We start from the raw sequence: 25,273 nt of genomic DNA on the forward strand, positions 1-25,273 counted from the left end.
TAAGATTACACAAACGTGATAAAGATCCATTTGTACGTATTGACCAAGTATTAATTGTGATGATGGTTACATTTAATTTGGGCGTTTGGGTAATGTTAAGCGCTAAGATCAGTGACCAAGATCCCGTATGAAATACAAACACCACCGCTTTGTAAGTGAGTAACACCTCGTTCACGCACCTATTCAGATCTGCCTCATATTGGATAATTTGGTTATCATTGGTTCAGATACGGAAAAGCCCAAAGTTATTAGCTTTGGGCTTTTCTTCTAGCGACTGTGGTTGATTACAACCGAGTGATACGACAACCGAGTCTTACAGCGTCATATGCAGAATTGGAAATGGTTTTCCCATATCATCAAGTGGTGAGCGTGATTCTACTTTAAACCCCATGTGCTGATAGAAGCCTACCGCTTGTGGGTTTTGCTCATTGACGTCAACTTTGGTGGCTGCTAGCTGCTCAATCGCATGTTGCAACAACACCGAGCCCACCCCTTGTCCTCGAACTTCATTCAAAACAAAAAGCATTTCAATCTTTGCTTCATGGACGCCCACGAAACCAACAATCGAACCATTTTCATTTTTCACGCATTTCAAAGAAACCGCAGGGAACGCATGTTCCATGATGATGGGTTTAAAAAACTCAATATCCTCTTCTGTAATAAAGTCATGAGTTGCTCGGACCGAATTTTCCCAAACATTAAGCATTTCGGCGTAATCTTCAGGAAGCACACTTTCTATAGTCATAATTTTCTCTAGATTGAACTGAATATAAACATGTGCAGCCGCGAGCCCGTAGTTTGCAGTGGTTAGAAAAACAAAACAACCGTCTTCCCTATTCGATTTACTGATTTCACAAGCTCTATCAATCAGGCATTACCACAATACCCATGGTTTCAAGCAGTTGCTCTTGCTGCCAAGCAACGATTTTAATACCCGATGTGTCTACCTTGCGAGGATCTAACCCTTCTAATTCAGCATGGCATAAATTAGCACCTTGCATACTGAATTGCCCCCATACATCTTCCGAGAACACACCTCGGCTGAGATCAGACTCTTTCAGTGACGCGCCGCCAAGGTAAGTGCCTATCCAACGGTTCTCAAACAGCTCACACTTCTCTAAACAAGCTTGTTCAAAATTGGCGTATGACAGATTACAGCCCGTAATATACGCAGAGCAAAAGTACATTCTATTGCTTACCTGATTGGCAAAGTTAGCGCGAGTAAAGTTCGCCCCTTTCAGGTCGCATTCACGTAGCTCAATCCCATAGCAATTCGCATTACTAAAATTCGCCATCGCCAACTGGCAATTCTGGAAGCTTGCATCTCGTAAGTCGGCAACATCAAAGTGGCATCCCTCAATATCGCCTTGTTCAATAAACTTACAGTTAATAAACGTTGCGTCACGTAAGTTCGAACGTCTGAAATCACAACGGATAAACGTACAGGCTGTAAATGTAAGCTCTGATAGATCTTGCTGAGCAAAACTGTGGTGATGGTAAGTGCTGTTATTAGTGTCCATTTAGCCCCCTAAAGAAATTAAGCTAAGACTATCATTGCGATCTCAAGAAAACACTAAATTAAAAACCAACAAAAACAGCAACTTAAAACACCCCAATTTAGCCATTTTAAGGCACCAAACAAGCCCTATAAGGTTGTTATTTTCGTTTTATAGCATCCGCTTATCTTAAAAAAAATTTTATCGCTTAGAAGTGTAAGCAAGAGAAAAATCAATTTGACGAAACGAGTCAATTATTGACCGCGTCCTAACGCGCTAGACTGGACGGTTGGTATGTTGCTGGTTACACTATTCCTCATTCTCAGCATAAAGAGTAAGAACAATGAAAGACATGCGACAAGCTATGCTCGATGCAGGGTTTAGCCTTATAAATGAACACGGGTTTGCTGGTGTTGGCCTGATGAAAATCATCAACCAAGCGGAAGGCACGAAGGGTTCTTTTTACCACTACTTTAAATCCAAAGAACACTTTGGTGAGATCCTGCTTACTAACTACTTTGATGAGCATCTCGCTAAGCTGGACGACTTTTTAAGTGATGAGTCGCTTTCTCGCCGTGATCGCGTTAAAGCCTATTTCGAGTTTTGGTGTGCATCGAAACTGACTGAAGACTTCAATATCCAATGTCTTGTCGTAAAACTGGCGGGAGAAGTATCTGGGTCTGCTAACCCGTTGCAATCGACCATGGCTGAAGGTGCAGAAAAGATCATCCTGCGTATGGCAAAGCTGTTTGAAGAAGGTAATGCCGATGGTGATTTCACTATCGCAGAGCCAGAATCGCTATCTCGAACGCTTTATGGCTTATGGCTAGGCTCAACGCTTATGGCCGCTATGCAGCGCAACCGTTCGATTCTAAACAATGCCATGGATGAGACCATTCTTGCCATGATCTCGGCACAAGAATCGGCTGACTAGATACCCGTGACCACATACCACATACCACATACCACATACCACATACCACATACCACATACCACATACCAAAAGGCTCGCACAATTTACCGAGCCTTTTGTCTAACTTTAAATCTTGATTGAATCCATTCACACCTACTCCATTACCCCAGACGAGACGCAATATTATTGGCTTTGAGTAAGCCCTTAATAACCGGGTCGACATGCTTGAAGAAGCTCAGCCAACCTTCACAGAGATAATTTAACCCCGCCTCACCATCTCGGCTTGTGATGATACGGTTTTTGGGGCACTCGCCATGACATGCAAATTTAAACTCACAGGTTTGGCATTGTTTCGGCAGAGACTTTTGTTTGGCGAACCCAAAACGCTGCTGCTTTGGCGAAAAGGCTAAAGTTGAAAGTGCTTGTTCCTGAATATTACCCAGCTGAAATTCAGGAAATACATAATGGTCACATGAGTACACATCGCCATTGGGCTCAACCGCTAACCCTTTGCCGCAGATCTCACTCAAGGTGCACATGGTGCTTTCTCTGCCCATCCATACGCCGACAAAATTTTCAAAGTACGGCACTAATACTCGACCAAAATCATGTTCGAACCATTCGTCAAAAACGGTAGTGAGGAACTCACCCCATTGCATAGAATCAACACTCCAAACTTCAACCTCGCCTGATACGGGAATGATCGCTTGTTGGTTGCTCAACCATTTATTGTTGGTATGAGCCTCACGCTTATCGACCACAGGAATAAACTGCAATTGCTTCGAACCCACTTCATCGCGTAGAAAGCGATAGACCTCTAATGGATACTTACCTGTCACATCATTCACGCAGCTTAGAGTCGCGAACTCGACGTTATGCTGCTTCAAGTAGCGAATACCACGCATTGTTTGAGAAAAAGTGCCTTTGCCTGCACGGTTGGTTCGGTAGTGATTATGTAGGTGCTCTGGGCCGTCAATGCTCACACCAATGATAAAGTCATTCTTTTTGAAGAACTCGCACCACGCATCATTCAACAAGGTGCCATTGGTTTGAAGGTCATTGCTGATCTTACTGTAGCTAGGACAATATTTTTTCTGCAGCTCGACGACCTTTTGAAAGTACTCAATCCCCAACAAGGTCGGCTCTCCACCATGCCAAGAAAAGATGATTTCAGGCGTATTCTGCCCTTCTATATATTGCTTGATATAACGCTCTAACATAACTTCATCCATCGTATATTGAGAGCCTTTTGGGTATTCAAGCAGCTGTTGTTTTTCTAGGTAATAACAGTAGGTGCAACTGATATTACACACCGCCCCAATCGGTTTTGCTAACGCCTGAAGTTTGCTGTGTGCTTTGCCATTAAACTGCGGAACTGAACTCAAATTTGATAGCGATAATGTCGTCATGAAGAGTGCCTCGATGTAAAAGTTATTGTATTAGCCAAAACAATTCGTAATTCCTTTACACGGTGTTCATCGGCCAACCAAGCTTGGTGGCATTAGGTTGGCCGAGTGGTTTTTCCTCTATTTCACGTTTTCAAACGGGTTCCACGCTTCGTCAACTGGGACGATGTTTTGCGCTTTTTCGTACTCTTGATATTCAGCGACCATTTCAAGGAACAGATCTGGCATTTGATTTCTCAAGTCATGTTGCTCGGCTGGATCTTTCTTGGTGTTGTATAAGTGCCATTCACTGTCACCGCCCATACCGGTAGAGATTCGAATGATTTTGTAATCACCTTTTAGCAAAATCCCGCTACCAAACAATTCAAATGGAATCGCATTATCGGCACTGTGCACCTCTGCCGTTTCACCTTTGAAGTAAGGCAACAAGCTCACACCACTCATCGGCGCCACTTCTCGACCTTGATATTCCGTTCCTGGATGCTCTACCTCTGCAATCTCGAGAATCGTGGCAGCGATGTCTTTCACTTGTGATAAGTCGTCTGTTTGAGTTCCCGGTTGCAACGCATCTTCACCTTCTAGAAGCGCTTTGGCAGGCTTAACGATAAACGGCACACGAATACCACCCTCTGCTGTATAAGCTTTGTACCAAGATAGGCCGCCGGTTGAAGCGCTTGCCCACTCAGGACCAAGTGACACACTGGAGTTCGCCTTACCTAAGTTTTCGGTCGAATTATCGAAGTGATGAGCGGTCCATGTTCGGATCAGGTCACTGATATTTTCACCAGTAATATCCGCCGCTTCTGGGCCGTTATCCGCTAGATACATGATGTAGGTATTGTCGTATTCGCCGATTTCTTTCAGGTAATCGACTATCTGACCGACTTGTTGGTCCTGCATTTCCATCATGCCCATCGCGACAGCCATTTTCTTGCCATACCACTTTTGTTCTTTTTCAGAGAGCGAGTCCCAAGGGCGGCTTAATGAATTACGTCCTGAAATATCAGCCTCTTTAGGAATCACGCCCATCTCTTTCATGCGTTCGAAACGATCTTCTCGAACCGAGTCCCAACCATGTTCAACGTAGTAATCGACTTTATCTTGATAGGCAGACTCAGGCGCTTGCAGTGGCAGGTGAATACCGGTGAATGGGACGTAAGCGAAGAAAGGCTTACCGTCGTCTTTTTTGCTGTCGATCATCTTGATGATCTCGTTGGTGTAAACTTGGTCTGAGTATTCGCCTTTGTATTTATCCTCAACCACTTCACCGTTGCGGTAAGTTGGCTCAACTTCAACACCTGGAATATCGCCTTTTTGCAGCGCATCCGCTGTCGCAGCGTTTTTGGCCGGGAACATCATATCTCGGTTAAAGTGATTCGAACCGCCCGCTAAGATACCGTAACTCTCACCAAAACCTCGATCATCCGGTAAAAATCCATCTTCATGTCCCAAATGCCATTTACCAGAGAGGTAAGTGTTATAGCCGCTCTCTTCAAGCAGCGTGGCGACCGTGACGCCTTTCTTGGTGAGATAACCTTCATAACCCGACTTACCAATCGCGCCCGGATAGACGGCATAGTCGAAGGTACCAAGCCCAACCTCGTGGCTGTTTGCTCCAGTTAGCATCATAGAGCGCGTTACCGATGACGTTGGGGACGCGTGAAAGTTAGTAAACTTAACCCCCTCTTCAGCCAGCGCCATTAGGTTTGGGGTATCCGCTTCTGAGCCATAAGGCTGTGTATCTGCAAAGCCCACATCATCGCCAACAATGACAACAATATTCGGTTTTTCTGATTCAACCGCAAGAGCAGCACTGCTTGCCGCCGCCATTGCCGTGAACACTAAAGATTTCTTGAATGTCTGCATAAGACGTTCTCCAATTTCTGTGATTAACTTTTTCTGTGGTTAACCTTTCTGTGATTAACCTGAGTTAGGATTTGAATTAGTGCGCGGCTTGCGACATCCAATGTAATAAGTCGAGCGCAGGGTCATACTCTTGAGCTGCTGCCATGCCTATCCAGGTGACAGCTTCCGCTTGGCTGGCTTGAACGCCACTTCCAGAGATATACATCAACCCAAGCTGTGTTTGAGCTTCAGGGCTACCGTTATTGGCTGCGGTGACGAACCACTCCGCGGCTTTTTCATCATTCTGTTCTACGCCCTCTCCGCTCAGATATAAGTAAGCGACAGAGAGCTGGGCATTCAATTGCCCTTGGTAAGCCTCATCCAACAATTGCACGACGTCTTGATGCTGCTGCGATTGATCCATGGTGGCTGCGTTCTTAGAGCTTTCGCTTCCAACGCTTGCTTTGGCAAAAAACAGAGCAGCCAAAACACCAGTCAGAATCACGGTAGTTAAACGTTTATTGATCATTTATTTCCTCCTCGGGAATAAAGGTCACAACGTCCCTGTTGGATAAGTTAGGTGAAAAGTAGGAATGGCGCGATGATGCACAAGCTTGATAGCAATACGTTTTCAATTTTCATAATTGGCTCTCGAGTAATAGTTGTGAGTGAATCAGGGACTGAACTAAATGGTCATAAAATTCAGTCGATTAAGACAGAGACTTAAATCGCTTTCTCAATGATGGTTTCAATCGTCTGTTTCGAGATAGGGTAGAACTGAAAGCAGATGTCTTTTTCAATCGCTTCCGCAATGTTGCTCTTCTCTTGCTCATCAAACTCCCAGCTGCTGAAACGCTTCATCGCACCGACACTGGTTTGGAAGTTGTTTAAGAAATCCAACACTCTCTGATAAACCATCTCATCGGTTCCCGTCGTGTCGACAGAGAACGCTTGAGCTAACTTCGCCGCATTCGGCATATAGAATTCCGGCAGCGCTTCAATCACAACCGGCATCAGTACCGTGTTGGCATCGCCATGTGGAATGTGGCTAATCGCACCAAAAGCGTGAGCACAGTTGTGAATCGGAATGCCGCCCAAAGACGAATAGAAAGCAGAGATCGCCATGGTGCTCGCTTGAAGAAGATTGCCGCGCGCTGTTAGGTTTTCTGGCTCTTTAAGTGCCAAGGGTAAGTTTTCAACAATCAGTTTTGCCGCCTGAATTCCGTAAGCGTCGGTGAATGCATTACTCATTGGCGAGACAATCGCTTCAACAGCGTGTGTTAGTGCATCCATCGCGGTAGAACGAGTCAGGTGAGCTGGCAGCTTAGTGGTCACTGTTGGATCAAGAATTGCGATATCGGCTTCCAATCCCGATGCGACTAGGCTTGCCTTAATGTTTTCATGTTCGTTGTAAAAAACAGCAATAGGAGAAGCTTCTGCACCCGTACCAGCCGTTGTCGGAACAGCAATGTGGGGCACTCGAATATCTTCATTGTTTGGCCACACATCCATATGACCACCACCTGCAATTACGGTGCGAATGTCATCTATCTTCTTATGAAATGCGTATTTCACACCTTTAGAAGCATCAATTACGCTGCCGCCGCCAACAGACAAGATCGCATCAGCATTGACGCTGTTTGCAAACTCAATGGCTGCGTTGATGTTGTCGCAAGTCGCGTCTGGCGCGATATCTGTGTACACGCCAACAAGCTGAACCGCTTGTTGGTTCGCTTCCTGATTCGCATTCTGGTTTACAAACAACGCCGAGAACTGCTCAACAAAGCCAAGAGACTCCAAACCTTTATCAGAAAAGAGCACGACTCTTTGTGCACCTAAGCGACCAAACAAAGAAGGGATATTTTCAATACCGTTCTCTTGAGCATGAACAATGGTTTTAAGTTGAAAGTTAAAGTTATTGGTTGTCATGGTGTTTACCTCATTTCTAGTTGATGGCTAAACAATAACCAAAACAAACCGGTCGGTCTAGGGTGTAAATGTCAAAGATATGTCAATTAAGATCTTTATGGATCATTGCCCCAAAACGAAAAAAGCCCGCAAATGCGGGCTGTAATCATAAGTAAGCTATTGATCATTAAAGAAGTGTATTGACTCACCCTGAGCAACTCACAAACGGTTAACGATTAACGAAGGTGAGCTGGGACCTTACTCTTATCTCTAGTGAGGTAGTAGTACAGATAAACCAAAGAATAAACGGTCACAAAACCATCGAGCGCAAACACGCCGCTCCAGCCATAGAACCACTCATAATCGTTGATACACACGTTGTATAAGAAGATGCCAACAAACATCGACTTCTCAAATGCGCTGTAAATCATCGTCGAGGTACGCAGCGATTTGTACTTCGCCGAGAACATCAACAACACACCAATACAGCCAACCATCACACCCCAGTGTTGATAGGTCCCGAGCAAATACTCTTTGTTTTCCATCATGGTATCGTTGTACGAGAACAGCGTCTGCATACTCCAATCTGGCGCTAGGAAAGTGGAAAAAGCCGTAGCGGTTAAGAAACCGGTGATCATCAAATACGATTTGATCGTACGTTCAAAAAAACGTTCCAACATAAAAGTAACCTCTTAAAATAATTTCGTGAAAATAACTTTTTGAAAAATAAACAATGCCATACCAACAATGATTTACTGGCCAAGCATGCCCATCACTGCGGTTTTTAATTCGTTGTCTTCTTTTGAAAACAGATGCTTAACGCGGTGATCTAAACCCGTTTCCAAGACTGTTTTGGCGTGGGAGAAAGTCAGGAAACCTTCTTTACCGTGATAGTTGCCCTGACCTGATTCACCAATGCCACCAAACGGCGCGTCATCAACTGCTAAATGGAACACACAGTCATTGATGCACATGCCACCGGAGTGAACTTGGTGCTTAACCTGAGCCTGTAAGCTCAAATCAAAGCTCATCAGGTAGAGTGCTAACGGCCTTGGTTTGCTATTGATGACTTGGAACGCCTCTTCGACATTGCGATACGTAATCAAGGGCAATAATGGGCCGAAAATCTCTTCGTTCATCACCTTGGATGACAGGCTTGGTTCAACGATCAAATGTGTCACCAAGCGCTGAGTATCTAGGTCCATCGCTTCATCATGGCAAGCAACGATTCGTGTCCCAGCTTGTCGTTCTTCATTCAACAAACCAACTATGCGGTCGCATTGACGAGGATTGATTAGGGACGTCAAACTCTCGGAATACACCCCTTCATCGAACAGCAATTGGTACTGTTTTTTATACTCTTGAATGAAAGATTCAACTTTCCCTTCAGGTAGCAATACATAGTCAGGAGCCACACACACCTGCCCGTTATTGAGGCTCTTACCATAAATGATTCGCTCTACCGCAATATCAATCGGCATGTCTTCTGCCACGATAACCGGCGACTTTCCACCCAGCTCTAGCGTGACTGGGGTTAGCGCATCAGCCGCTGACTTCATCACTTGGCGACCCACTTGGGTTGACCCTGTAAACAGAAGATGATCAAACGGCAACGCCGAAAATGCGGCTGCGATTTCTACCTCACCTTCAACCAAGCACACCTCATCGGCATGGAAAACTTCCGCCAATAGCGCTGTTAATACTTGGTTCGTCGCTGGGGTAAATTCGCTCATCTTGATCATGGCGCGATTTCCCGCAGCCAGCGCCGAAATAAGTGGGCCGACGGATAACATGATCGGGAAATTCCACGGAGCAATAATCCCGACGACGCCTTTGGGTTGATAAACCACTTCAACACGAGAGGTTGAAAGCAATGGGCCGGAATGACGAATTGAAGATGTCGACCAATGAGGCAAACACTCAATGCTGTGATCAATATTTCCGATACAAGGCAATATGTCAGCCATCAAAGTGTCTTGTCGGCTGCGGTGACCATAGTCCTCACTCAAGGCTGCACACAAACGATCTGTGTAATCGATTAGCGCAGATTTAAGTGCGAGCAGCTGCTCAATTCTCTCCGATATCGCTGGCATCGGTTTCTGTGCAAAAGCTCCCTGCATGCTGTTCAACGTCATGGTCATTTGTGTTGGCGTCAATTCGTGTTTCATACATCACCTCGTGGTTAAGATGAGCACACAATAATACACAACAGACCGGTCGGTCTAGTGTTTTATTGTCAGAGAATCGTCAATGGAGTTTTGATTACAATCCAATAAGGCGGCTACAAACGGGGCAAAAAGTCAGGGAAATTTAAAATAAGAAGGCGTAACTAACACGCAAGGCAAATAGAGATTTTAAATGGCAGGATCAAAAATGGCCGCTTAATGCGACCATTTGATAATTATCTAAGTTGTTGTTCTAAAAACAATTTAAAACTGACGTTAGCTCTTGGCTACGTTTGCAATGCCTTCAAGTTGAAGTACTGGAGCGGCGTCGATGTCTTCTGCGTTCATCATTGATGATACTCGCTGCATTGAAGAAAGCAGTAAGCTTTGCTCCCACGGCTCTAGGTTTTGGAATTTTTTAACGAAGTTATCTTGCAGCGGTGGTGGCGCATTGTTTAGCAACTCTTGACCTTTTTCAGTCAGGTTTGCGTGTACTTTGCGGCGATCTGACGAGCTGCGAACACGTTGTACATATCCATTCAGTTCCAAGCGATCGATGATCGTGGTTGTGGTGGCTTGGCTTACATTGGTGTGATTAGACAATTCTTTGATCGTCACATTACCCATTTCTTGGATTGCTCTCATTAAGATTAATTGAGGGCCAGTCAAACCATACTCTTTACTCAGCTTTTTCGAGTGTAAATCGATAGCGCGAATAATTTGGCGAATAGCGACCAGGATTTCGTCATGTTTGTCCAAGATGCAGACCTTTGTACTAATATACTGTGAATGGTTTTACAGCGTCGGAGCGATGATATGTCCTGATTATTTACGTCAGGCGAGCTCGAATTACACTGTAAATTGATAAATTACTTCATTGATTTTTCCGCATTGTACTGATGTTCATACTATTCTCAATCTTTTCTATACCACTAAACTTGCGTGGTACGGCACTTTTACTTAATGAAGGGGAAATGAAAGCTTCAATGAAGGCAAAAACAGTGAGTCAGAGAATACAAGTTCAAACAATAATATATTTTAATAATCATAGAGGTAGAGAGACTTAACCCTCTCCACCTTATAAAAACCAGCCCTAATCACCAAGCTGGAAAACGAAATTTTACGCGGCTGTATTCATCTGAAAATTACCCGTTAGTGCGTTGTAAAACTCGCTGTTATCCAAAATACCCACCAATTGATTGTCTTCCACCAGCAAAATCGGGTGATTACTTAGCTGTTTCAGTTTAATCGCATCACGCATGCCAATTTCCGGACTTGCCACGACCACACTCGACGCGCTGATCGCGGTTAGGTCGTCAGACTCACTCCACTCGACAAGCGCCAAAGTAGATTCACCTTTTACTGATAAAGCACCTTCGCTCTGTTCAATCCAGAGATCTTTAGAATCGCAGATCTTCCAGCTTTCGTTCTCTTGCGTCAGTGAATCAAGAGGCTGCATCAAAGAACGACCTTTAAGCACATTCAATGGATTGGTGTGAGCCACAAAGTCTTTTACGTATTCTGTTTTTGGCGTCAATACGATCTCTTCAGGCTTACCGTGTTGAATCAGCTTGCCGGACTCCATGATCGCGATGTTATTGCCAATCTTCAGTGCTTCATCTAGATCGTGACTCACGAACAGAATCGTTTTGTTGAGTTTGTTTTGCAGCGTGATCAGTTCATCTTGCAGTTGAGCACGAATCAGTGGGTCAAGCGCCGAAAACGGTTCATCCATCAATAGAATGTCAGTATCCATTGCAAACGCACGTGCCAAACCAACACGTTGCTGCATGCCGCCAGAAAGCTCATGCGGGAATTTGGTTTCCCATTCGGCTAGGCCGACCATTTCCAATTGCTCACGCGCTTTTGCACGACGAACATCTTTTGCTACACCCTGCATTTCAAGACCAAACGCCACGTTGTCTAATACGTTAAGCCATGGCATCAAAGCAAACTTTTGGAAAACCATGGATACACGGTGAGTACGAAGATGACGCAGAGTCGCTTCATCACACTGTGCTAAATCGACTTGTTGGTCACCGTCTTTGATCGTCAGTGAACCACGGCTGATCTCGTTCAAGCCGTTAACTGCGCGAAGCAAAGATGATTTACCAGAACCAGACAAACCCATCAATACACAGATCTCGCCTTCTTCCACCGTCAGCGACACATTGTCTACGCCGACAACTTGACCTGTTTCATCGATGATCTCTTGGCGAGTTTTACCCTGGTCGAGTAGTTCCAGCGCTTGATTGGCTTTGTTACCAAACACAACATCAAGGTTTTTAATGGTAATCGCGTCCATTGCCTTTTGTTCCTGAGAGATAGACATGATTAGGCTTCCTTCTGGTTTGGTGTTTTGCACAAGCGGTCAAGGATGATTGCGACTAAAACAATCGCTAATCCGGCTTCAAAACCTTGTGAGATGTTCACTGTGTTCAATGCACGAACAACCGGTTTACCAAGTCCGTCAGCACCAACAAGAGCGGCGATAACCACCATCGAAAGCGACAACATAATACATTGGGTGACACCCGCCATGATGCTTGGCAGAGCGGCAGGTAATTCAACTTTGAGCAGTAACTTCATCCGACTTGCACCAAAGGCTTTACCCGCTTCAATCAGCTCTTCAGGGACTTTCGTTACCCCTAAATAAGTCAAACGAATCGGCGCAGCTATCGCGAAAATAATGGTCGAGATTAAGCCAGGAACGATGCCCAAGCCGAATAGAACCAGAGTTGGAATCAGATAAACGAAAGTTGGAACGGTCTGCATTAAATCGAGAATTGGGCGCAACATCGTATAGAGCCAAGGACGATGCGCTGCCATGATGCCAACCGGTACGCCAATTAATACGGAAATCGTTGTCGCCGCAAAGACGAGAACAAAGGTTTCCAGCATTTCTTGCCAGTAGCCGAGGTTAAGAATAGTCAGCAGTGCCGCGACCACAAAGATCACTAGCGAAGGTTTACGGTGTAAGTACCATGCAATCGCAGCAGTAATCACGATTGGCAGTGCAGGCGGCATCCACTTAAATACGTCGACTAAAAACATAATGACGGTTTCTAGAAAAATCGAAATAGCGTCAAAGAATCCTGCTGCATTGATTGTTAGCCAATCAACACCCGCTTCCATCCATTGTCCGACAGGGATTTTGTTTTCCGTAATAAAATTCACAATATTGCCTTTTATTATGGGTGGGCTACTTCAAACCAATCGATAAATTGGCAAGCCCACCTTTATTATTTATGTAGCTGTTGAGATAGGTAGAACTAAGCTTTAACTTGCTTTAGGTATTCAGTAACGGCTTGAGTCGCTGATTCACCTTTATGCGTTTTTACGTTGTCTAACCAAGCTTCAACTTGTTGAGGGTTGTTGTTCAACCATTGTTGAGCCGCTTTTTCTGGCTTCACTTTTTGGTTAAGAATCTCTTCCATCAACTGGTTTTCCATCTCTAGAGTGAATTCTAGGTTTTGTAGAAGTTGACCGACGTTTGCACACTCAGACAGGTAGTTTGAACGAACGTTGGTGTAAACATTCGCGCCACCGTAGTTAGGGCCGAAGAAGTCGTCACCGCCTGAAAGGTATTCCATCTCAACATTGCTGTTCATTGGGTGCGGTGCCCAACCAAGGTAAACAATCCATTGGCTACGACGTGCTGCGCGTGACACTTGAGACACCATGCCCGCTTCGCTTGATTCCACTAGGCTGAAATCTTTCAAGCCAAACGCGTCAGAATCAATCATTGATTGGATTAGGCGGTTACCGTCGTTACCCGGCTCGATGCCGTAGATGCGGTCTTTAAATTTGTCGGCATGTTTTGCTAGGTCTGCGAAACTTTTTACACCAGAGTCGTACACGTATTTTGGTACAGCTAGTGTGTATTTTGCGCCTTCAAGGTTGGCACGAACGGTTTCAACCGTGCCCTCTTCACGGTACTTAGCAATATCGCCTTCCATGGTTGGCATCCAGTTGCCTAGGAATACGTCAATATCGCCGTTCGCCATTGAAGAGTAAGTCACCGGTACTGAAAGTAGGTCGGTTTTGGTTTTGTAACCAAGGCCTTTTAATAGTTCAGAAGTAACGGCGGTTGTTGCGGTAATGTCAGTCCAGCCTACATCAGCGAAGCGGACGTTTTCACATTGCTGTGGTTCAATAGAAGCGTTAGCACCAAATGCAAATGAACTGATGGCTAATGTTGCTAATACCTTTTTTGTAGCGGTTTGTTTATGTTGAGTCGTCATAATGATTCCTTTTTATCTTTCCTTTTTCTGCCCTAACTCATACTAATCAGGGCAGTTTTGCTGACTTTTGACTAATTTTGGTTGTTACTTTTTATTATTTTTATCTCAATAACAGAGGCTTACGCTTCTCTTACTGGTTTATTGATTCTTTGCTTCTCTTGCCATTCAGGTGCAATCCACACTGGAACGTCCTGCTCTTTGAGCATTGGCTTACCCAAAATCAAATCGGAAGCACGCTCAGCCACCATAATGGTCGGGGCGTTCAAGTTGCCGTTTGGAATAACTGGGAAAACAGACGAATCGACAACGCGCAGATTATCAATACCGCGAACACGACACTCTTCATCAAGCACTGCCATTGGATCATCATCAGCGCCCATTTTGCAGCCACATGAAGGGTGATACGCACTTTCCACGTTCTGCTTAACCCATTCGTCGATGGCTTCATCAGAAGTCACACTTAGACCAGGCTGAATCTCTTCGCCTCGGTACACATCCATCGCAGGTTGCGACAAAATTTCACGCGTCAGACGAATACAATCGCGCCAATCTTGGCGGTCTTGCTCAGTCGAAATGTAGTTGAAAATGATCTCTGGCTTGGCATGCGGATCAGCAGAGGTGATCGCAACCGTACCGCGACTTTCTGGCTTATTAGGCCCAACGTGTACTTGGAAGCCATGGCCATCAAAAGCCGCTTGGCCGTCGTAACGCATTGCGGCTGGTAGGAAGTGGTATTGAATGTTTGGCCACTTCAATCCTTTGCGAGAACGAATGAACGCGCACGATTCAAAGTGGTTAGTCGCACCAAGGCCTTTACGAGTCAGAATCCATTCCGCGCCAATCATGCCCTTGCTGACCAAGCCAAGCTTGCTGTTGAGCGTGATGGGTTCGTTGCAGTGATATTGGAAGTACACTTCTAAGTGATCTTGAAGGTTTTCACCGACACCGCTCAGTTCGTGTTTAACTTCAACACCGGCCTTTTCAAGCACGGCTTTCGGGCCAATACCAGAAAGCTGCAGCAGTTGAACAGAACCGATAGAACCCGCAGAAGAGATCACTTCTTTGTTCGCCACAGCCACCTGGGTATTGCCTGACTTTTCAAACTCGACACCGACCGCTTTCAAGTCCGATTGACCTTCTGAGTCTTGTGCTTCAAGTAAGAAACGACGCGCCACGATGCCTTTCTTTAAGGTCAGGTTTGAACGCTTCAATGCACGGCGTAGATAAGCGTTAGAGGTTGAGGCTCTAACACCCTTGTCTACCGTCATATGCATAGTGCCGAAGCCTTCTTGCTGGTAGCCGTTGTAATCGTTGGTTTCTGGATAACCTGCGTCTTTACCTGCATCGATAAACGCTTGGTAAAGCGGGTTGAGCTCCATATCGTTACCGTTACAAGTGCCGACAGGGCCATTGTCGCCACGGTATTCATCACCGCCTTTGTTCCATGATTCAGCGCGGCGGAAGTAAGGCAGGCAAGCTTGATAGTTCCAACCCGCTGCGCCCTCTTCTTCCCATTGGTCAAAATCACACGCGTGGCCACGAACATAAACCATGCCGTTGATCGATGAGCTACCGCCTAACACTTTGCCACGTGGGCAGTGCAGTTCGCGTCCATCAAGACCCGGTTCTTGCTCTGTTTCAAATTGCCAAGCGTACTTTTCAGTATTCATTGGGTAAGAAAGTGCGGTTGGCATCTGGATAAAAATGCTCTTATCCGTACCACCAGCTTCCAGTAATAAAACGCTATGTTCACCGCTTTCCGTTAGCCTATCCGCTAACACACAGCCGGCCGAACCCGCGCCGACGATAATATAATCGTAGCGTTGTTCCATGTTTTGATTTCCCTGAGATGAGTCAGTAGGGCTAGCTCTTTTAAGCTAACCCATAAAATTGAGTGTTACGCGTTAGGCATAAGGGCTGGCGTAGTCGCCAAGTTCAATAAGAATGCTCTTAGTCTGCGTATAATGAAGTAGGGTTTCGGGTCCATTTTCACGGCCAATACCCGAAAGCTTGTAACCACCAACAGGCATTTCTGCTGGTGAGTCGCCCCACGTGTTCACCCAACAAATACCTGCCTGCATTTGATGAATAACACGGTGCGCACGAGAAAGGTTTTGCGTGAACACACCAGCCGCAAGGCCATATTTGGTGTCGTTAGCGCGGCGAATCACATCGTCTTCGTCCGTAAACTTCAACACTGACATTACAGGGCCGAAGATCTCTTGTTGAACGTGAGGCATGTTGTCTTCGCAATCTACAAACACGGTTGGGATAACAAAGTTGCCATTTTCGAGGCCGTTGTCCGTCACTCGATAGCCGCCCGTCAGCAAGGTTGCACCCGACTGCTTAGCTAGCTCAATTGCTTCAAGGACTTTTGAAAGGTGTTCTTTAGAAATCAACGCGCCGATCTGAGTCTCCATATCCATTGGGTTACCAATGATCAGCTTCTCAGTGCGTGTTTTAAGTTGGTCGATGAATGCGTTGTAGATGTTTTCGTGTACATAAACACGGGTACCGTTAGTACACACTTCGCCTTGGGTGTAGAAGTTAGCCACCATCGAAGCGGAAACTGCATCATCCAATTTCGCATCATCAAACACGATCATTGGTGACTTGCCGCCAAGTTCCATGGTGACTGATTTCAGCGTCTTAGCGCTATCTGACATTACCGCTTTACCGGTACCGGTTTCGCCCGTGAAGGACACTTTCGCGATGTCTGGGTGCGCCGTTAGCATTTGACCTACACGGTAATCGCCCTGAACCACGTTGAACACGCCATCAGGAAGACCAGCTTCGGTAAATATCTCAGCAAGCTTGAGCGCTGTGAGCGGCGTTTCTTCTGAAGGTTTGAAAATCATCGCGTTACCCGCGGCCAATGCCGGAGCCGATTTCCACATCGCGATTTGGATAGGGTAGTTCCACGCGCCAATGCCCGCACAGATGCCTAGCGGTTCGCGGCGAGTGTAGAAAAATTGAGATTCACTCAGCGGCTGTTGGTCGCCTTGTAGCGTTGGAGCCAAGCCAGCAAAGTATTCAATAACATCAGCGCCAGACGCCACATCCACTTCAATTGCTTCTTGCAGCGGCTTGCCCGTATCAACAACCTCAAGGTTTGCAAGGTCATTATTTCGAGCTCTAAGTATTTCCACTGCCTTCAACAGAATACGGCTGCGTTCCACAGCGGTCATTGCAGACCATACCGAAAATCCGCGCTTCGCAGATTCAATAGCACTGTCGACATCCGCTGAAGATGCTTGCCCTAACGTCGCGATAGGTTCACCGTTGGCAGGGTTAATGCTATCGAAGGTTTCACCAGAGGTTGCTTTAACCGCTGCGCCATCGATGTATAACGAGTTCATTTCCATTTGAGATTCTGACTTAATTATTGTTATTAGACTCTACTGGTCTATATGTGAGTATTGGGTGTAATAGCGGTCGTTCTTGCTCTAGGTCTAGACCTAGCGCTGCCACTACGATCTATTTGCTGTGACACGAGTAGAATGTAAGTTGCTTATCTAGATAATCATTGATGATGGCACGCGCCTTTTGAGCATCGATACCATCTGGGTTTAGTGTGCCTCTCAGCCACAAACCATCAATCAGAGACGCAATCCCGTGAGCAACGAGATCCGCTTGTTCATGATTCAAAATACCTTTCAACTCAAGACGTAAGTGTGAAATCAAACGTTTTTCATTCACACGCTGCAGTCTTTTCAGCTGCTCGTCATGCATTGAATATGACCAAAATGCCAACCACGCCTTCGCGACCTTATTTTCTGCTTGGTAACCTTCGAAGTTACCATCGATGATCGCGTTGATTCTCTGTTGGTGAGCATCAACAGGAAGCGCTTTTAGTGACGTGGTGATGGTATTAGAAAGTTGGCGAAGGATTTCACGCATGGTCTCTTCGAGCAGCCCATGCTTTCCACCAAAATAATGATTAATAATGCCAGTGGAGACTCCCGCTTCTTTGCTGATCAACGCAATACTCGCGGCATGCAAACCCACTCGATCAATCACCGTCATGGTGGCTTGAACAAGCTGTGGTTTACGTATATCAGGCATCCCAACCTTCGGCATTTCTCAGTCCTTTTATTTTATATTGAACGTTCAGTTAAATATAAAATGACAGAAATTTAGTTAGGGTTCAAATGATTATTTAAAACAAATCCGTAACAATACAGCATTCAAAACAACAAAAATCATTATAAAACAATAAATTAAATATCATTTAGAGCACTAACGAAAACAATTAAAGATTTGAGGTGTGATAGTTATTGGTCAAATGTTTTTGCTTATTCTGAACAAACTTCAACCACTTGTCTTCTGTGCCGAAATAGGGCGAGACACAGCGAATAGGCATCGTTATTTGTGCATTGGGAGGGAAAGTCGATGATGCGATTGATGAAGAGTAAAAATGAAAATCAGTTATAACGAGAGCACCATAAACGAGTTCGGTGCTCTCATTTTTATCGCCAATATTGAGATAATAAAGCGTGGTTGGTTCAACTAAAAAGCCAAGTGGTAACTATTGCTCGATTGATCCAGTGAAATTACCCAACTTTGCTCTTGTTCACTGCTGCTCATCGGCACCCAACGAGCGTAGATTTGATCCCAGTTCCCATTCACTTCTAATTCCACAACATCGATTTGAGTTGGGTATACCGTTGTGATTCTAGACAATGGGTCAGCGACAACATCACCGTTACTCATCACAAATGCCGACTCGGAATACAAGTGCAGCGCTCCCGGAGTGGTTCCCGTGTAATCCATCGACAAACTGATCTTCTCACCGACATCAAACGAAAACCCAGCTTGCGCAACAATCTCCGAAGTGTCGGTTATCGCTGCAACGGCTGGCTGAGCAGGAGAAGCGGGCGTCTGAACCGGTGTTGGCGTGGCCGATGGTGTCTGAGCTGGCGCAGCACTTGAGCTTCCCCCACCACCTCCGCCGCCACAGGCAGCGACTAACAAAGGCAGAGAACTGATGGTGAATAGTTTGATTGTATAATTCATGGTGCTCTCCTACTCGTCCGTCGCTGAAATAACTTTATTGGTGGTCGATGCCTTGTACCACTCGCCATCTGTCTCACCACTACTGGTTACCCATGTAGGGAACGACGTATAAGCTTCACTGATGTCAATGTACTCAACAGGGTGGTCCCATTCGTCACGGATGTTAATCACCCAAGGCATGTTGTTGCTGGTCTTAAACGATTCAGAGCCCGAAGAACGGTCATCGTGACTATTGAACAAGGCATTATTCATGTCACTGGTGCCAGAAAACGCTTTGAGATGAGTTTGCCATGTCATACCTGGAGGAGTGCCAACAAAATCACCGTGGTACATATCTTCAGCCGCGAAAATGAATGAGTCATAAGGTGGATAGCCGATATCATCACGCGATACTGGAGACGTAAACTCGACGTACAATTGATAGTTGAGAGCATCAGCATTTTGCTGTTCAGAGCATGCGCTTTGTGTTCGGTAGAAGACGCAGCTTTCGGTGAGTTCACCTAGGTTTTCTAGCTCCACTCTCAGATCTTCAGACACCATCAGAATCGTTTCGCTGCTCCCCTCTTTGAGAATGGTATGGCCAACGGCAACACCATTTCGAGTCAATGTTGTGGATGCCACGTTAGCAGGCAGAACGTTCGGCAGTTTCAAGGCATAGCCATTGGAGTAGCCAGCCCCCATCGCCTGAAGTGTGTAATCTATGGTTAAGTTTTTAAGTTCTCGTTGTCCGTTGAGTTGCTCTGTCACTCGGTAACGCCACACCACATCATTGAAATCATAATCCCCTTTTAAGGGCCAATTATCCTCAAATGCGATCGTTGCGTAGCTGTTCGAGCTTGGGTAGACCGACGTGACTGTCACATCCTCATTGTTCTCTTGCACAAGCACTTCGTATTTAGAATCTGTCGTACCATCTTCATTGACCCCATCAACAGCCGCAAATGGCGTCACTTCAACAGTGAAGATCAAATCATTAAAGTCGTTGTCTCCGGTAGGGCGATAAATATCCTCAAAGCCAAGTACTAAGAACTCATTTTCTGTATCGAGGAAGGCAACATTGTGTCTTCGATATTCAGCGGTCGCCTCTGGGTTGAGCGATGGATAGCTGTAAAAAGGTGTTCCCCAACCGCCAAGCCACGGGATGTTGTTATAAGAACCCTCCCACCCCCAACCATTAGAGATAATGAAGAAAGCCAATGTTTGGCCAGCGGTAAGTTGGACACTTAAATCAATCGTGTCGCCCTCCTGCATCTCACCAACACTCGCAACAGACGTGTTCGGAAACACGATTACATGTGCATTGATGTCGTCTTTGGTCGCCGGTGGGTTGTTAGTGTCAAACACAAAGTAACCGAGGGAATTTCGATAACCCGCCCCTTCATTCAAGAACGTGATTTTCGCCGTTGCGTACTCTGCACCGTTCAACTCATCATCAATATCAATGCTCGAATAACGTTCGGGCGCAATAAACGCACTGTTCACCGTACTGCCTTCAGGGAGCATCGAATAAACGTTGGTTAGTACATCTTGTGGGAGTGAATCGGCTATTGAATAAGTATTGTTGGGCTTACCTTTTGCCGAATAGTTTGACGCATCAGCTCCAGATTCAAAGGTAAGATCCGCAGTTGTTAGCGCCATCGCAAAACACGGCATTAAACAACTGGGCAGTATGACTGAATTCCAATTTCTCATTATGTTCCCTCTTTCAACTAGCCATAAACGTGTAAAGAGGAATCGAGCAAGTATAGTGCCGAAAAATAAAACTATACTTAACAGAAGGTTATGGTTATCTAGTCGAAAATTCTCATTTTGAGAATGAAGTTGAATGTAAAAACCGCTATTCAAATAGCGGTCTTAATTTGGGATGAATAGAAGGGTTAACAAAGTAACTAACTGTGGTTTATTCGCCTATAATCGGCATCGACTGCCAAGCTCTTTGATGCAGCATTTCGCAGCCAGATTCTGTGATGACGATATTTTCCTCATGTACCATCATGCGATTTTTCGCAAATGCCATACCCGGCTCAAGCGTTAACACCATACCCGGTTTTAAGGTCACATCACCGTTAGGCACATGTGATGGCCACTCTGTTAGCTGCATACCTAAACCATGCCCCATACGACCCACATCGTTGCCAAGCGCACCACTCTTCTCCAGTACCGACCACATGGCTTGCCACACGTCTCCAGTGGTGCGTCCCGGCTCAGCAATCGCGAGCCCCGCTTCAGTCGACTGATAAACGGCATCGTAAGCAGCGATGGTATCAGGTGCTGCATGACCAAAGGCATAATTACGATCAAAGTCGCTGAAGTAACCATCAAAGTTAGCCCCCGTATCGATGATCAACACGTCACCTTTACCGAGTACACGGTCGGTTGGTCCCATAATGATATTGTCATATCCACCTTGGCCGGACGCGGAAATAAGATAGGGACACGCATCGGCACCCAAACGTAACATCTCTAAGTGCATGGCTTTACACGCCTGTCGTTCTGTCATGCCTATTGCTAAATTTTGGCGAAGATACTCAAAACCCGCCGCCGTGACTTGGCACGCAAAGCGTACTTTATCGATTTCGGCTTGAGACTTAACACTGCGCATATCGCGAATCATCAGCGATACATCAACCACACTATGTTGGCTTAGCTTCTGCTGTAACAATGCATAGTTAGTGGCCGGCATACGCAGATGTGTTTCTGGGCCGACCATCGAACCGATTCGACGAGAACCTCTCGATACTTCAGACAACGTTGCCGCTAACAAAGAGATACCGTCATCTTCTGGCCTTGGTGATGGCCAACTGCGTATATCTTCAATCCATGTTTCTTCAAAGCCAGCGACACCGATCTCTGGTACTACCGCTATGGGCTTACCAACCGCTGGCACCACCAAAAACCAAGGTCGAGTTGGGCTTTCCCAAAACTGCGATTTAAAACCACTAAAATAGCGGAATTCAGGCTCGGTCGTGAAAAACGCAGCATCGATGTTTTGAGCACGTAGACGTTGTTGTAACTCGACAGTACGTTGCTCTAGTTCTGCTGATTCAAACCCTCTCTTCGGAGGTGTTAACGGCAATATACTCATATTTCTATCCTTGATTGAATAAGGGTAACTCGACGAATTAATTGAATAAAATATCTCTTGGTAACAGTGCAATACTTGGGAAGAAAATCAGCAAAGCAGACATCAATATCAAAATAAGGAAAAACGGTAATGTCCCACGGATCACTTCCATGTAAGGCCGCTCGAAAATCGCGATAGCTGTAAAGATGTCACAACCAAATGGAGGTGTTGCCGACCCAATGGCCATTTGCAGCGTTACCATCACACCGACCAAGATTGGATCGATCCCTGCGGCATTAACAATCGGCATAAAAATCGGCGTCAAGATCAGTAGAACCACCAATGAGTCCACGAACATGCAGCCAACAAAAAAAGTCAGTGCGATAACAAACAGAATGTATTCAGGTGAGGCGTCTTCTAGATTAAGAGGAGCGAGTAACTCCTGAGGAATTTGCTCAAATGAGATGTACCAAGAAAACGCCTGTCCAACACCCACCAGCACAAAGACAACGGCAGTAATCAAACCGGTATTCAGCGCCGCATCGCAGATGTCTTTTACGCCAAGTTTGCGATAGAAAATGCACTCAACGATGATTGCATACAACACGGCAAATGAAGCCGCTTCCGTAGGCGTGACCACGCCAGAATAGATACCACCGATAATCAAAGCAGGGAAGCCGAGAGGAAGAATCGCTTTCTTGATCGCTTCAATACGCTCAGCAGTGTTGGCCTTTTCAACCAAAGAGATGGTGTCGCTGTGTTTTACGCTGTAGGCATAGCTGTATAACGAGAACAGGCTAGCGAGCACTAAGCCCGGACCAATACCAGCAATAAACAACTCCCCTACACTGGCGTTGGCTAAGGTGCCGTAAAGAATCAAGCCGATGCTCGGTGGAATAAGAAACGCGATGTCACTGGCATTGATGATCAACGCCATCACAAAGCTGTCTTTGTACCCTGCTTGCAGTAACTTAGGACGCATGATTTGCCCGACCGACACCACGGTCGCTTGGGTCGAACCGGAAACAGAACCAAACAAGGTACAGCTGATACACGTAGTAATCGGTAACCCGCCACGCAGGTGTCCAACAAACGCTTGAATAAGGCCAAGTAAGTTATAAGCCGTGTGTCCACGCGTCATAATATCCGCAGCCAAGATGAACATCGGAACCGCAATCAATGCGTTCGGCGAGATACCCGTAACCATCTGCTGAATCAATACACCGGGCTCAACCTGAGAGAAATGAATCAAGCCAATTAAAGCCCCAACCGCTAACGGCACAATCATAGGGAAGCTCAAAAACAGCAAAATCACCATCACAGAGACAAGAGTAAATGTGATGACATAAATATCTAATTCGCCGGCAATAATGTCCGAGAAAAACTGTGCAACATCGCTCATTCAAACTCACCTACTTTTGTGTTTCTATTTTCAATCACGTCAAATGACACGTAGATTTCTTTGTGCAGTAAGTTCATTAAAAAACTCATGCTGTATTGCAATCCGGCGATGAAAAAACCAATTGGAATGATCGCGTATACCCAATACACAGGGAACTGCAGGGCTGGACTTAACCGATTGATGTCTTTCAGCTCTTTAACGTAAAAGAACGCGTGGTAGGTGAGATAAAACATCAGCATTGCGGTTAATAACGCAATGATGGTTGTGAGAACTTTCTGAGCTTTAGTACTCAATGAATCGTAGACCGCGGTCATACGAATATTTCGACCTTGGCGCACCGCATAAGCGAAGCCGACGAAGGTAACAGAGACAATCAGAAACTGATTCAGCTCTTCCGAGAAAAATAGGCTTTTATTGAAAGCGTAACGACCAATCGCATTGGCAGTAGAGTTGATCATCATCGCGAGAATGGCAGTCATGATCAGAAAGCGCTCTAGCTTTTCTGTCGCGACACTTATTTTATGTAGCAGTTCTTTCATAGCAGGCAGTGCTCCATACTTCGTTCAGTGACACGAGTCCATTGCCACTATTTGGAGAAGGTTGGGATAAGCTATCCGTTGACACATATCAACGGATAACTATCATCCTTACTAACGCTTTTTATTGCGTTGCTGAAGCAGTCTTCACTTCACTTAGGATTTCTTCGAGAATGTTTTTCGCCCCCTCACGAGCTTCACTCTGCTGACCCGCTGGGTAGGCATTTGCCACTACGTCATAGTAGGTGGTGTGCAGTTTTTGGCTGAGTGTTTTAAAGCGCTCACGCTCTTCATCCGTCAACACAACCACTTGCATGTTTGGACGCTCTTTCAGGATCTTGTCCATGTTCTCTTTGTTGATGCGAATCTGGTAGTCATAAGCAGCTTGATCTGCGGCTTTGATCGCTTTGTCGACCATCGCTTGCTTCTCCTCTGACAAACCGTTGTACCACTTGCTGTTGGTCGAAACGGTGCTCACATAAGGTTGCTGACCTGGGAACATCAAGTAGTCTTGAACTTCATGCCACTTCGCGTTGTAGATGAAGTAGATAGGGTTAACCATGCTATCGATAGTCTTAAGTTGCAGTGAGCCGTACACTTCACCCCAAGAAAGAGGGGTAGGTGTTGCACCAAACGCTTTGTAGGTTTCAACAGGAATGGTTGAAGTGAAAGTACGGATTTTCTGGTTCGCAAAATCTTCAGGAGTACGAATAGGTTTATTACCGCCCCAAACCATTTCGCCTTCCGACATCATCGACAACAGCTTTAGGTTTACGCTCTCAAACTTGGGTGCCAACTTGTTGTAGATGGTTGGGCTTTCCGTTAAGACCTTATGCGTAATCGCTTCGTTAGTACCCAGCACATAAGGTAAGCTCACTGCCTGAACCTCGGGAACATAAGACCCTAAGTGACCCGCGCCTACAGACACGAATTGAATAGTGCCTTTAGCAGCCAATTCTACAATGTCGTTCTCTGTGCCCAATTGTCCGTAGTAATAGATGCGAACACGGATATCGCCATCAGATTCCTTCTTAATCACTTCCGCAAATTTTTGCGCATAGATGTCTTGAACGTCTGTTTTGTCCTCTTCTGAAGCAAACTTCCATGTTTCGGCATGAACGCCAAAAACCATGCTCAAACTTAGCAGTGCTACGCCTAATCGTTTCATCCTGTCTTTCCTTTTATTATCCTAATTTCACGCTGATGACTTTGGTCAATTCACGCGCTTCAGTTTGGCTGTATCGACAATAAACTCCGTTTAAAGTCAGCCATCTTGC

23 protein-coding genes are annotated in these 25,273 nt (G+C 45.6%); 1 reads left to right on the forward strand and 22 read right to left on the reverse strand.

What is annotated here, in order from left to right; translation table 11 throughout:
* Nucleotides 1-313 precede the first annotated feature (313 nt).
* Nucleotides 314-745 (reverse strand): GNAT family N-acetyltransferase, encoded by a 432-nt coding sequence (locus AB6E85_RS01315; protein WP_048610000.1) that lies wholly within the window; start codon nt 743-745, stop codon nt 314-316.
* Between the two features lie 118 nt (nt 746-863).
* Nucleotides 864-1,520 (reverse strand): QnrS family quinolone resistance pentapeptide repeat protein, encoded by a 657-nt coding sequence (locus tag AB6E85_RS01320; protein WP_017061081.1) that lies wholly within the window; start codon nt 1,518-1,520, stop codon nt 864-866.
* Between the two features lie 319 nt (nt 1,521-1,839).
* Between AB6E85_RS01320 and AB6E85_RS01325 the strand changes: the two genes are divergently transcribed.
* On the forward strand, nt 1,840-2,430 hold the full coding sequence (locus AB6E85_RS01325; protein WP_372126350.1) for a TetR/AcrR family transcriptional regulator: 591 nt from the start codon (nt 1,840-1,842) through the stop codon (nt 2,428-2,430).
* Here AB6E85_RS01325 and AB6E85_RS01330 read toward each other — a convergent pair.
* The 20 genes from AB6E85_RS01330 to dctP all read right to left on the reverse strand — a co-directional run bounded on the left by AB6E85_RS01330 (nt 2,427) and on the right by dctP (nt 25,164).
* Entirely contained in the window at nt 2,427-2,561 is a 135-nt protein-coding gene (locus AB6E85_RS01330) for a hypothetical protein (protein ID WP_372141113.1), read from the reverse strand. The two genes, AB6E85_RS01325 and AB6E85_RS01330, sit on opposite strands and share 4 nt — an antisense overlap.
* Nucleotides 2,562-2,571: 10 nt before the next feature.
* Complete coding sequence (locus tag AB6E85_RS01335) at nt 2,572-3,819, reverse strand: anaerobic sulfatase maturase (RefSeq protein ID WP_372141115.1); 1,248 nt, start codon at nt 3,817-3,819, stop codon at nt 2,572-2,574.
* A gap of 117 nt (nt 3,820-3,936) precedes the next feature.
* Entirely contained in the window at nt 3,937-5,682 is a 1,746-nt protein-coding gene (locus AB6E85_RS01340) for an arylsulfatase (protein ID WP_372141116.1), read from the reverse strand.
* 76 nt (nt 5,683-5,758) lie between these two features.
* The gene (locus tag AB6E85_RS01345) at nt 5,759-6,190 is read right to left on the reverse strand and encodes a tetratricopeptide repeat protein (protein WP_372141118.1); all 432 of its coding nucleotides are present in this window, start codon (nt 6,188-6,190) and stop codon (nt 5,759-5,761) included.
* Nucleotides 6,191-6,384: 194 nt separating this feature from the next.
* On the reverse strand, nt 6,385-7,590 hold the full coding sequence (locus AB6E85_RS01350) for an iron-containing alcohol dehydrogenase (protein WP_372141120.1): 1,206 nt from the start codon (nt 7,588-7,590) through the stop codon (nt 6,385-6,387).
* Between the two features lie 215 nt (nt 7,591-7,805).
* Nucleotides 7,806-8,249, reverse strand: coding sequence for a hypothetical protein (locus AB6E85_RS01355; protein WP_017070129.1), 444 nt, complete (start codon nt 8,247-8,249; stop codon nt 7,806-7,808).
* Nucleotides 8,250-8,321: 72 nt separating this feature from the next.
* Nucleotides 8,322-9,737, reverse strand: a complete 1,416-nt coding sequence (locus AB6E85_RS01360; RefSeq protein ID WP_372141121.1) for a coniferyl aldehyde dehydrogenase — start codon at nt 9,735-9,737, stop codon at nt 8,322-8,324.
* 273 nt (nt 9,738-10,010) lie between these two features.
* On the reverse strand, nt 10,011-10,493 hold the full coding sequence (locus AB6E85_RS01365) for a MarR family winged helix-turn-helix transcriptional regulator (protein WP_017061075.1): 483 nt from the start codon (nt 10,491-10,493) through the stop codon (nt 10,011-10,013).
* Nucleotides 10,494-10,854: 361 nt separating this feature from the next.
* Nucleotides 10,855-12,066: a choline ABC transporter ATP-binding protein gene (gene choV, locus AB6E85_RS01370; RefSeq protein WP_372141122.1), complete on the reverse strand. Its 1,212-nt coding sequence runs from the start codon at nt 12,064-12,066 to the stop codon at nt 10,855-10,857.
* Between the two features lie 2 nt (nt 12,067-12,068).
* On the reverse strand, nt 12,069-12,911 hold the full coding sequence (gene choW, locus AB6E85_RS01375) for a choline ABC transporter permease subunit (RefSeq protein ID WP_019824535.1): 843 nt from the start codon (nt 12,909-12,911) through the stop codon (nt 12,069-12,071).
* A 95-nt stretch (nt 12,912-13,006) separates the two neighbouring features.
* On the reverse strand, nt 13,007-13,978 hold the full coding sequence (locus AB6E85_RS01380) for a choline ABC transporter substrate-binding protein (RefSeq protein ID WP_017070132.1): 972 nt from the start codon (nt 13,976-13,978) through the stop codon (nt 13,007-13,009).
* A gap of 119 nt (nt 13,979-14,097) precedes the next feature.
* Nucleotides 14,098-15,810, reverse strand: a complete 1,713-nt coding sequence (gene betA / locus AB6E85_RS01385; protein WP_372141124.1) for a choline dehydrogenase — start codon at nt 15,808-15,810, stop codon at nt 14,098-14,100.
* A 72-nt stretch (nt 15,811-15,882) separates the two neighbouring features.
* Nucleotides 15,883-17,343, reverse strand: a complete 1,461-nt coding sequence (gene betB, locus AB6E85_RS01390) for a betaine-aldehyde dehydrogenase (RefSeq protein ID WP_372141125.1) — start codon at nt 17,341-17,343, stop codon at nt 15,883-15,885.
* 112 nt (nt 17,344-17,455) lie between these two features.
* On the reverse strand, nt 17,456-18,058 hold the full coding sequence (gene betI, locus AB6E85_RS01395) for a transcriptional regulator BetI (protein WP_004732441.1): 603 nt from the start codon (nt 18,056-18,058) through the stop codon (nt 17,456-17,458).
* Nucleotides 18,059-18,487: 429 nt separating this feature from the next.
* Entirely contained in the window at nt 18,488-18,994 is a 507-nt protein-coding gene (locus AB6E85_RS01400; protein ID WP_048614283.1) for a hypothetical protein, read from the reverse strand.
* Between the two features lie 9 nt (nt 18,995-19,003).
* Nucleotides 19,004-20,686 (reverse strand): LruC domain-containing protein, encoded by a 1,683-nt coding sequence (locus tag AB6E85_RS01405; RefSeq protein WP_050647627.1) that lies wholly within the window; start codon nt 20,684-20,686, stop codon nt 19,004-19,006.
* A 208-nt stretch (nt 20,687-20,894) separates the two neighbouring features.
* Complete coding sequence (locus AB6E85_RS01410) at nt 20,895-22,079, reverse strand: M24 family metallopeptidase (RefSeq protein WP_372141127.1); 1,185 nt, start codon at nt 22,077-22,079, stop codon at nt 20,895-20,897.
* Nucleotides 22,080-22,116: 37 nt separating this feature from the next.
* Nucleotides 22,117-23,460 carry a TRAP transporter large permease gene (locus AB6E85_RS01415; protein WP_048610030.1) on the reverse strand — a complete coding sequence of 448 codons (1,344 nt, stop codon included), beginning with the start codon at nt 23,458-23,460 and terminating at the stop codon, nt 22,117-22,119.
* Nucleotides 23,457-23,999, reverse strand: coding sequence for a TRAP transporter small permease (locus tag AB6E85_RS01420; protein WP_048610032.1), 543 nt, complete (start codon nt 23,997-23,999; stop codon nt 23,457-23,459). Before AB6E85_RS01420 ends, AB6E85_RS01415 begins: the two co-directional genes overlap by 4 nt.
* A 121-nt stretch (nt 24,000-24,120) precedes the next feature.
* Entirely contained in the window at nt 24,121-25,164 is a 1,044-nt protein-coding gene (dctP, locus tag AB6E85_RS01425) for a TRAP transporter substrate-binding protein DctP (protein ID WP_050643501.1), read from the reverse strand.
* Nucleotides 25,165-25,273 lie beyond the last annotated feature (109 nt).

It is taken from the genome of Vibrio sp. 10N.247.311.51 (genome assembly GCF_041467855.1).
Taxonomy (GTDB): Bacteria; Pseudomonadota; Gammaproteobacteria; order Enterobacterales; family Vibrionaceae; genus Vibrio; species Vibrio coralliirubri.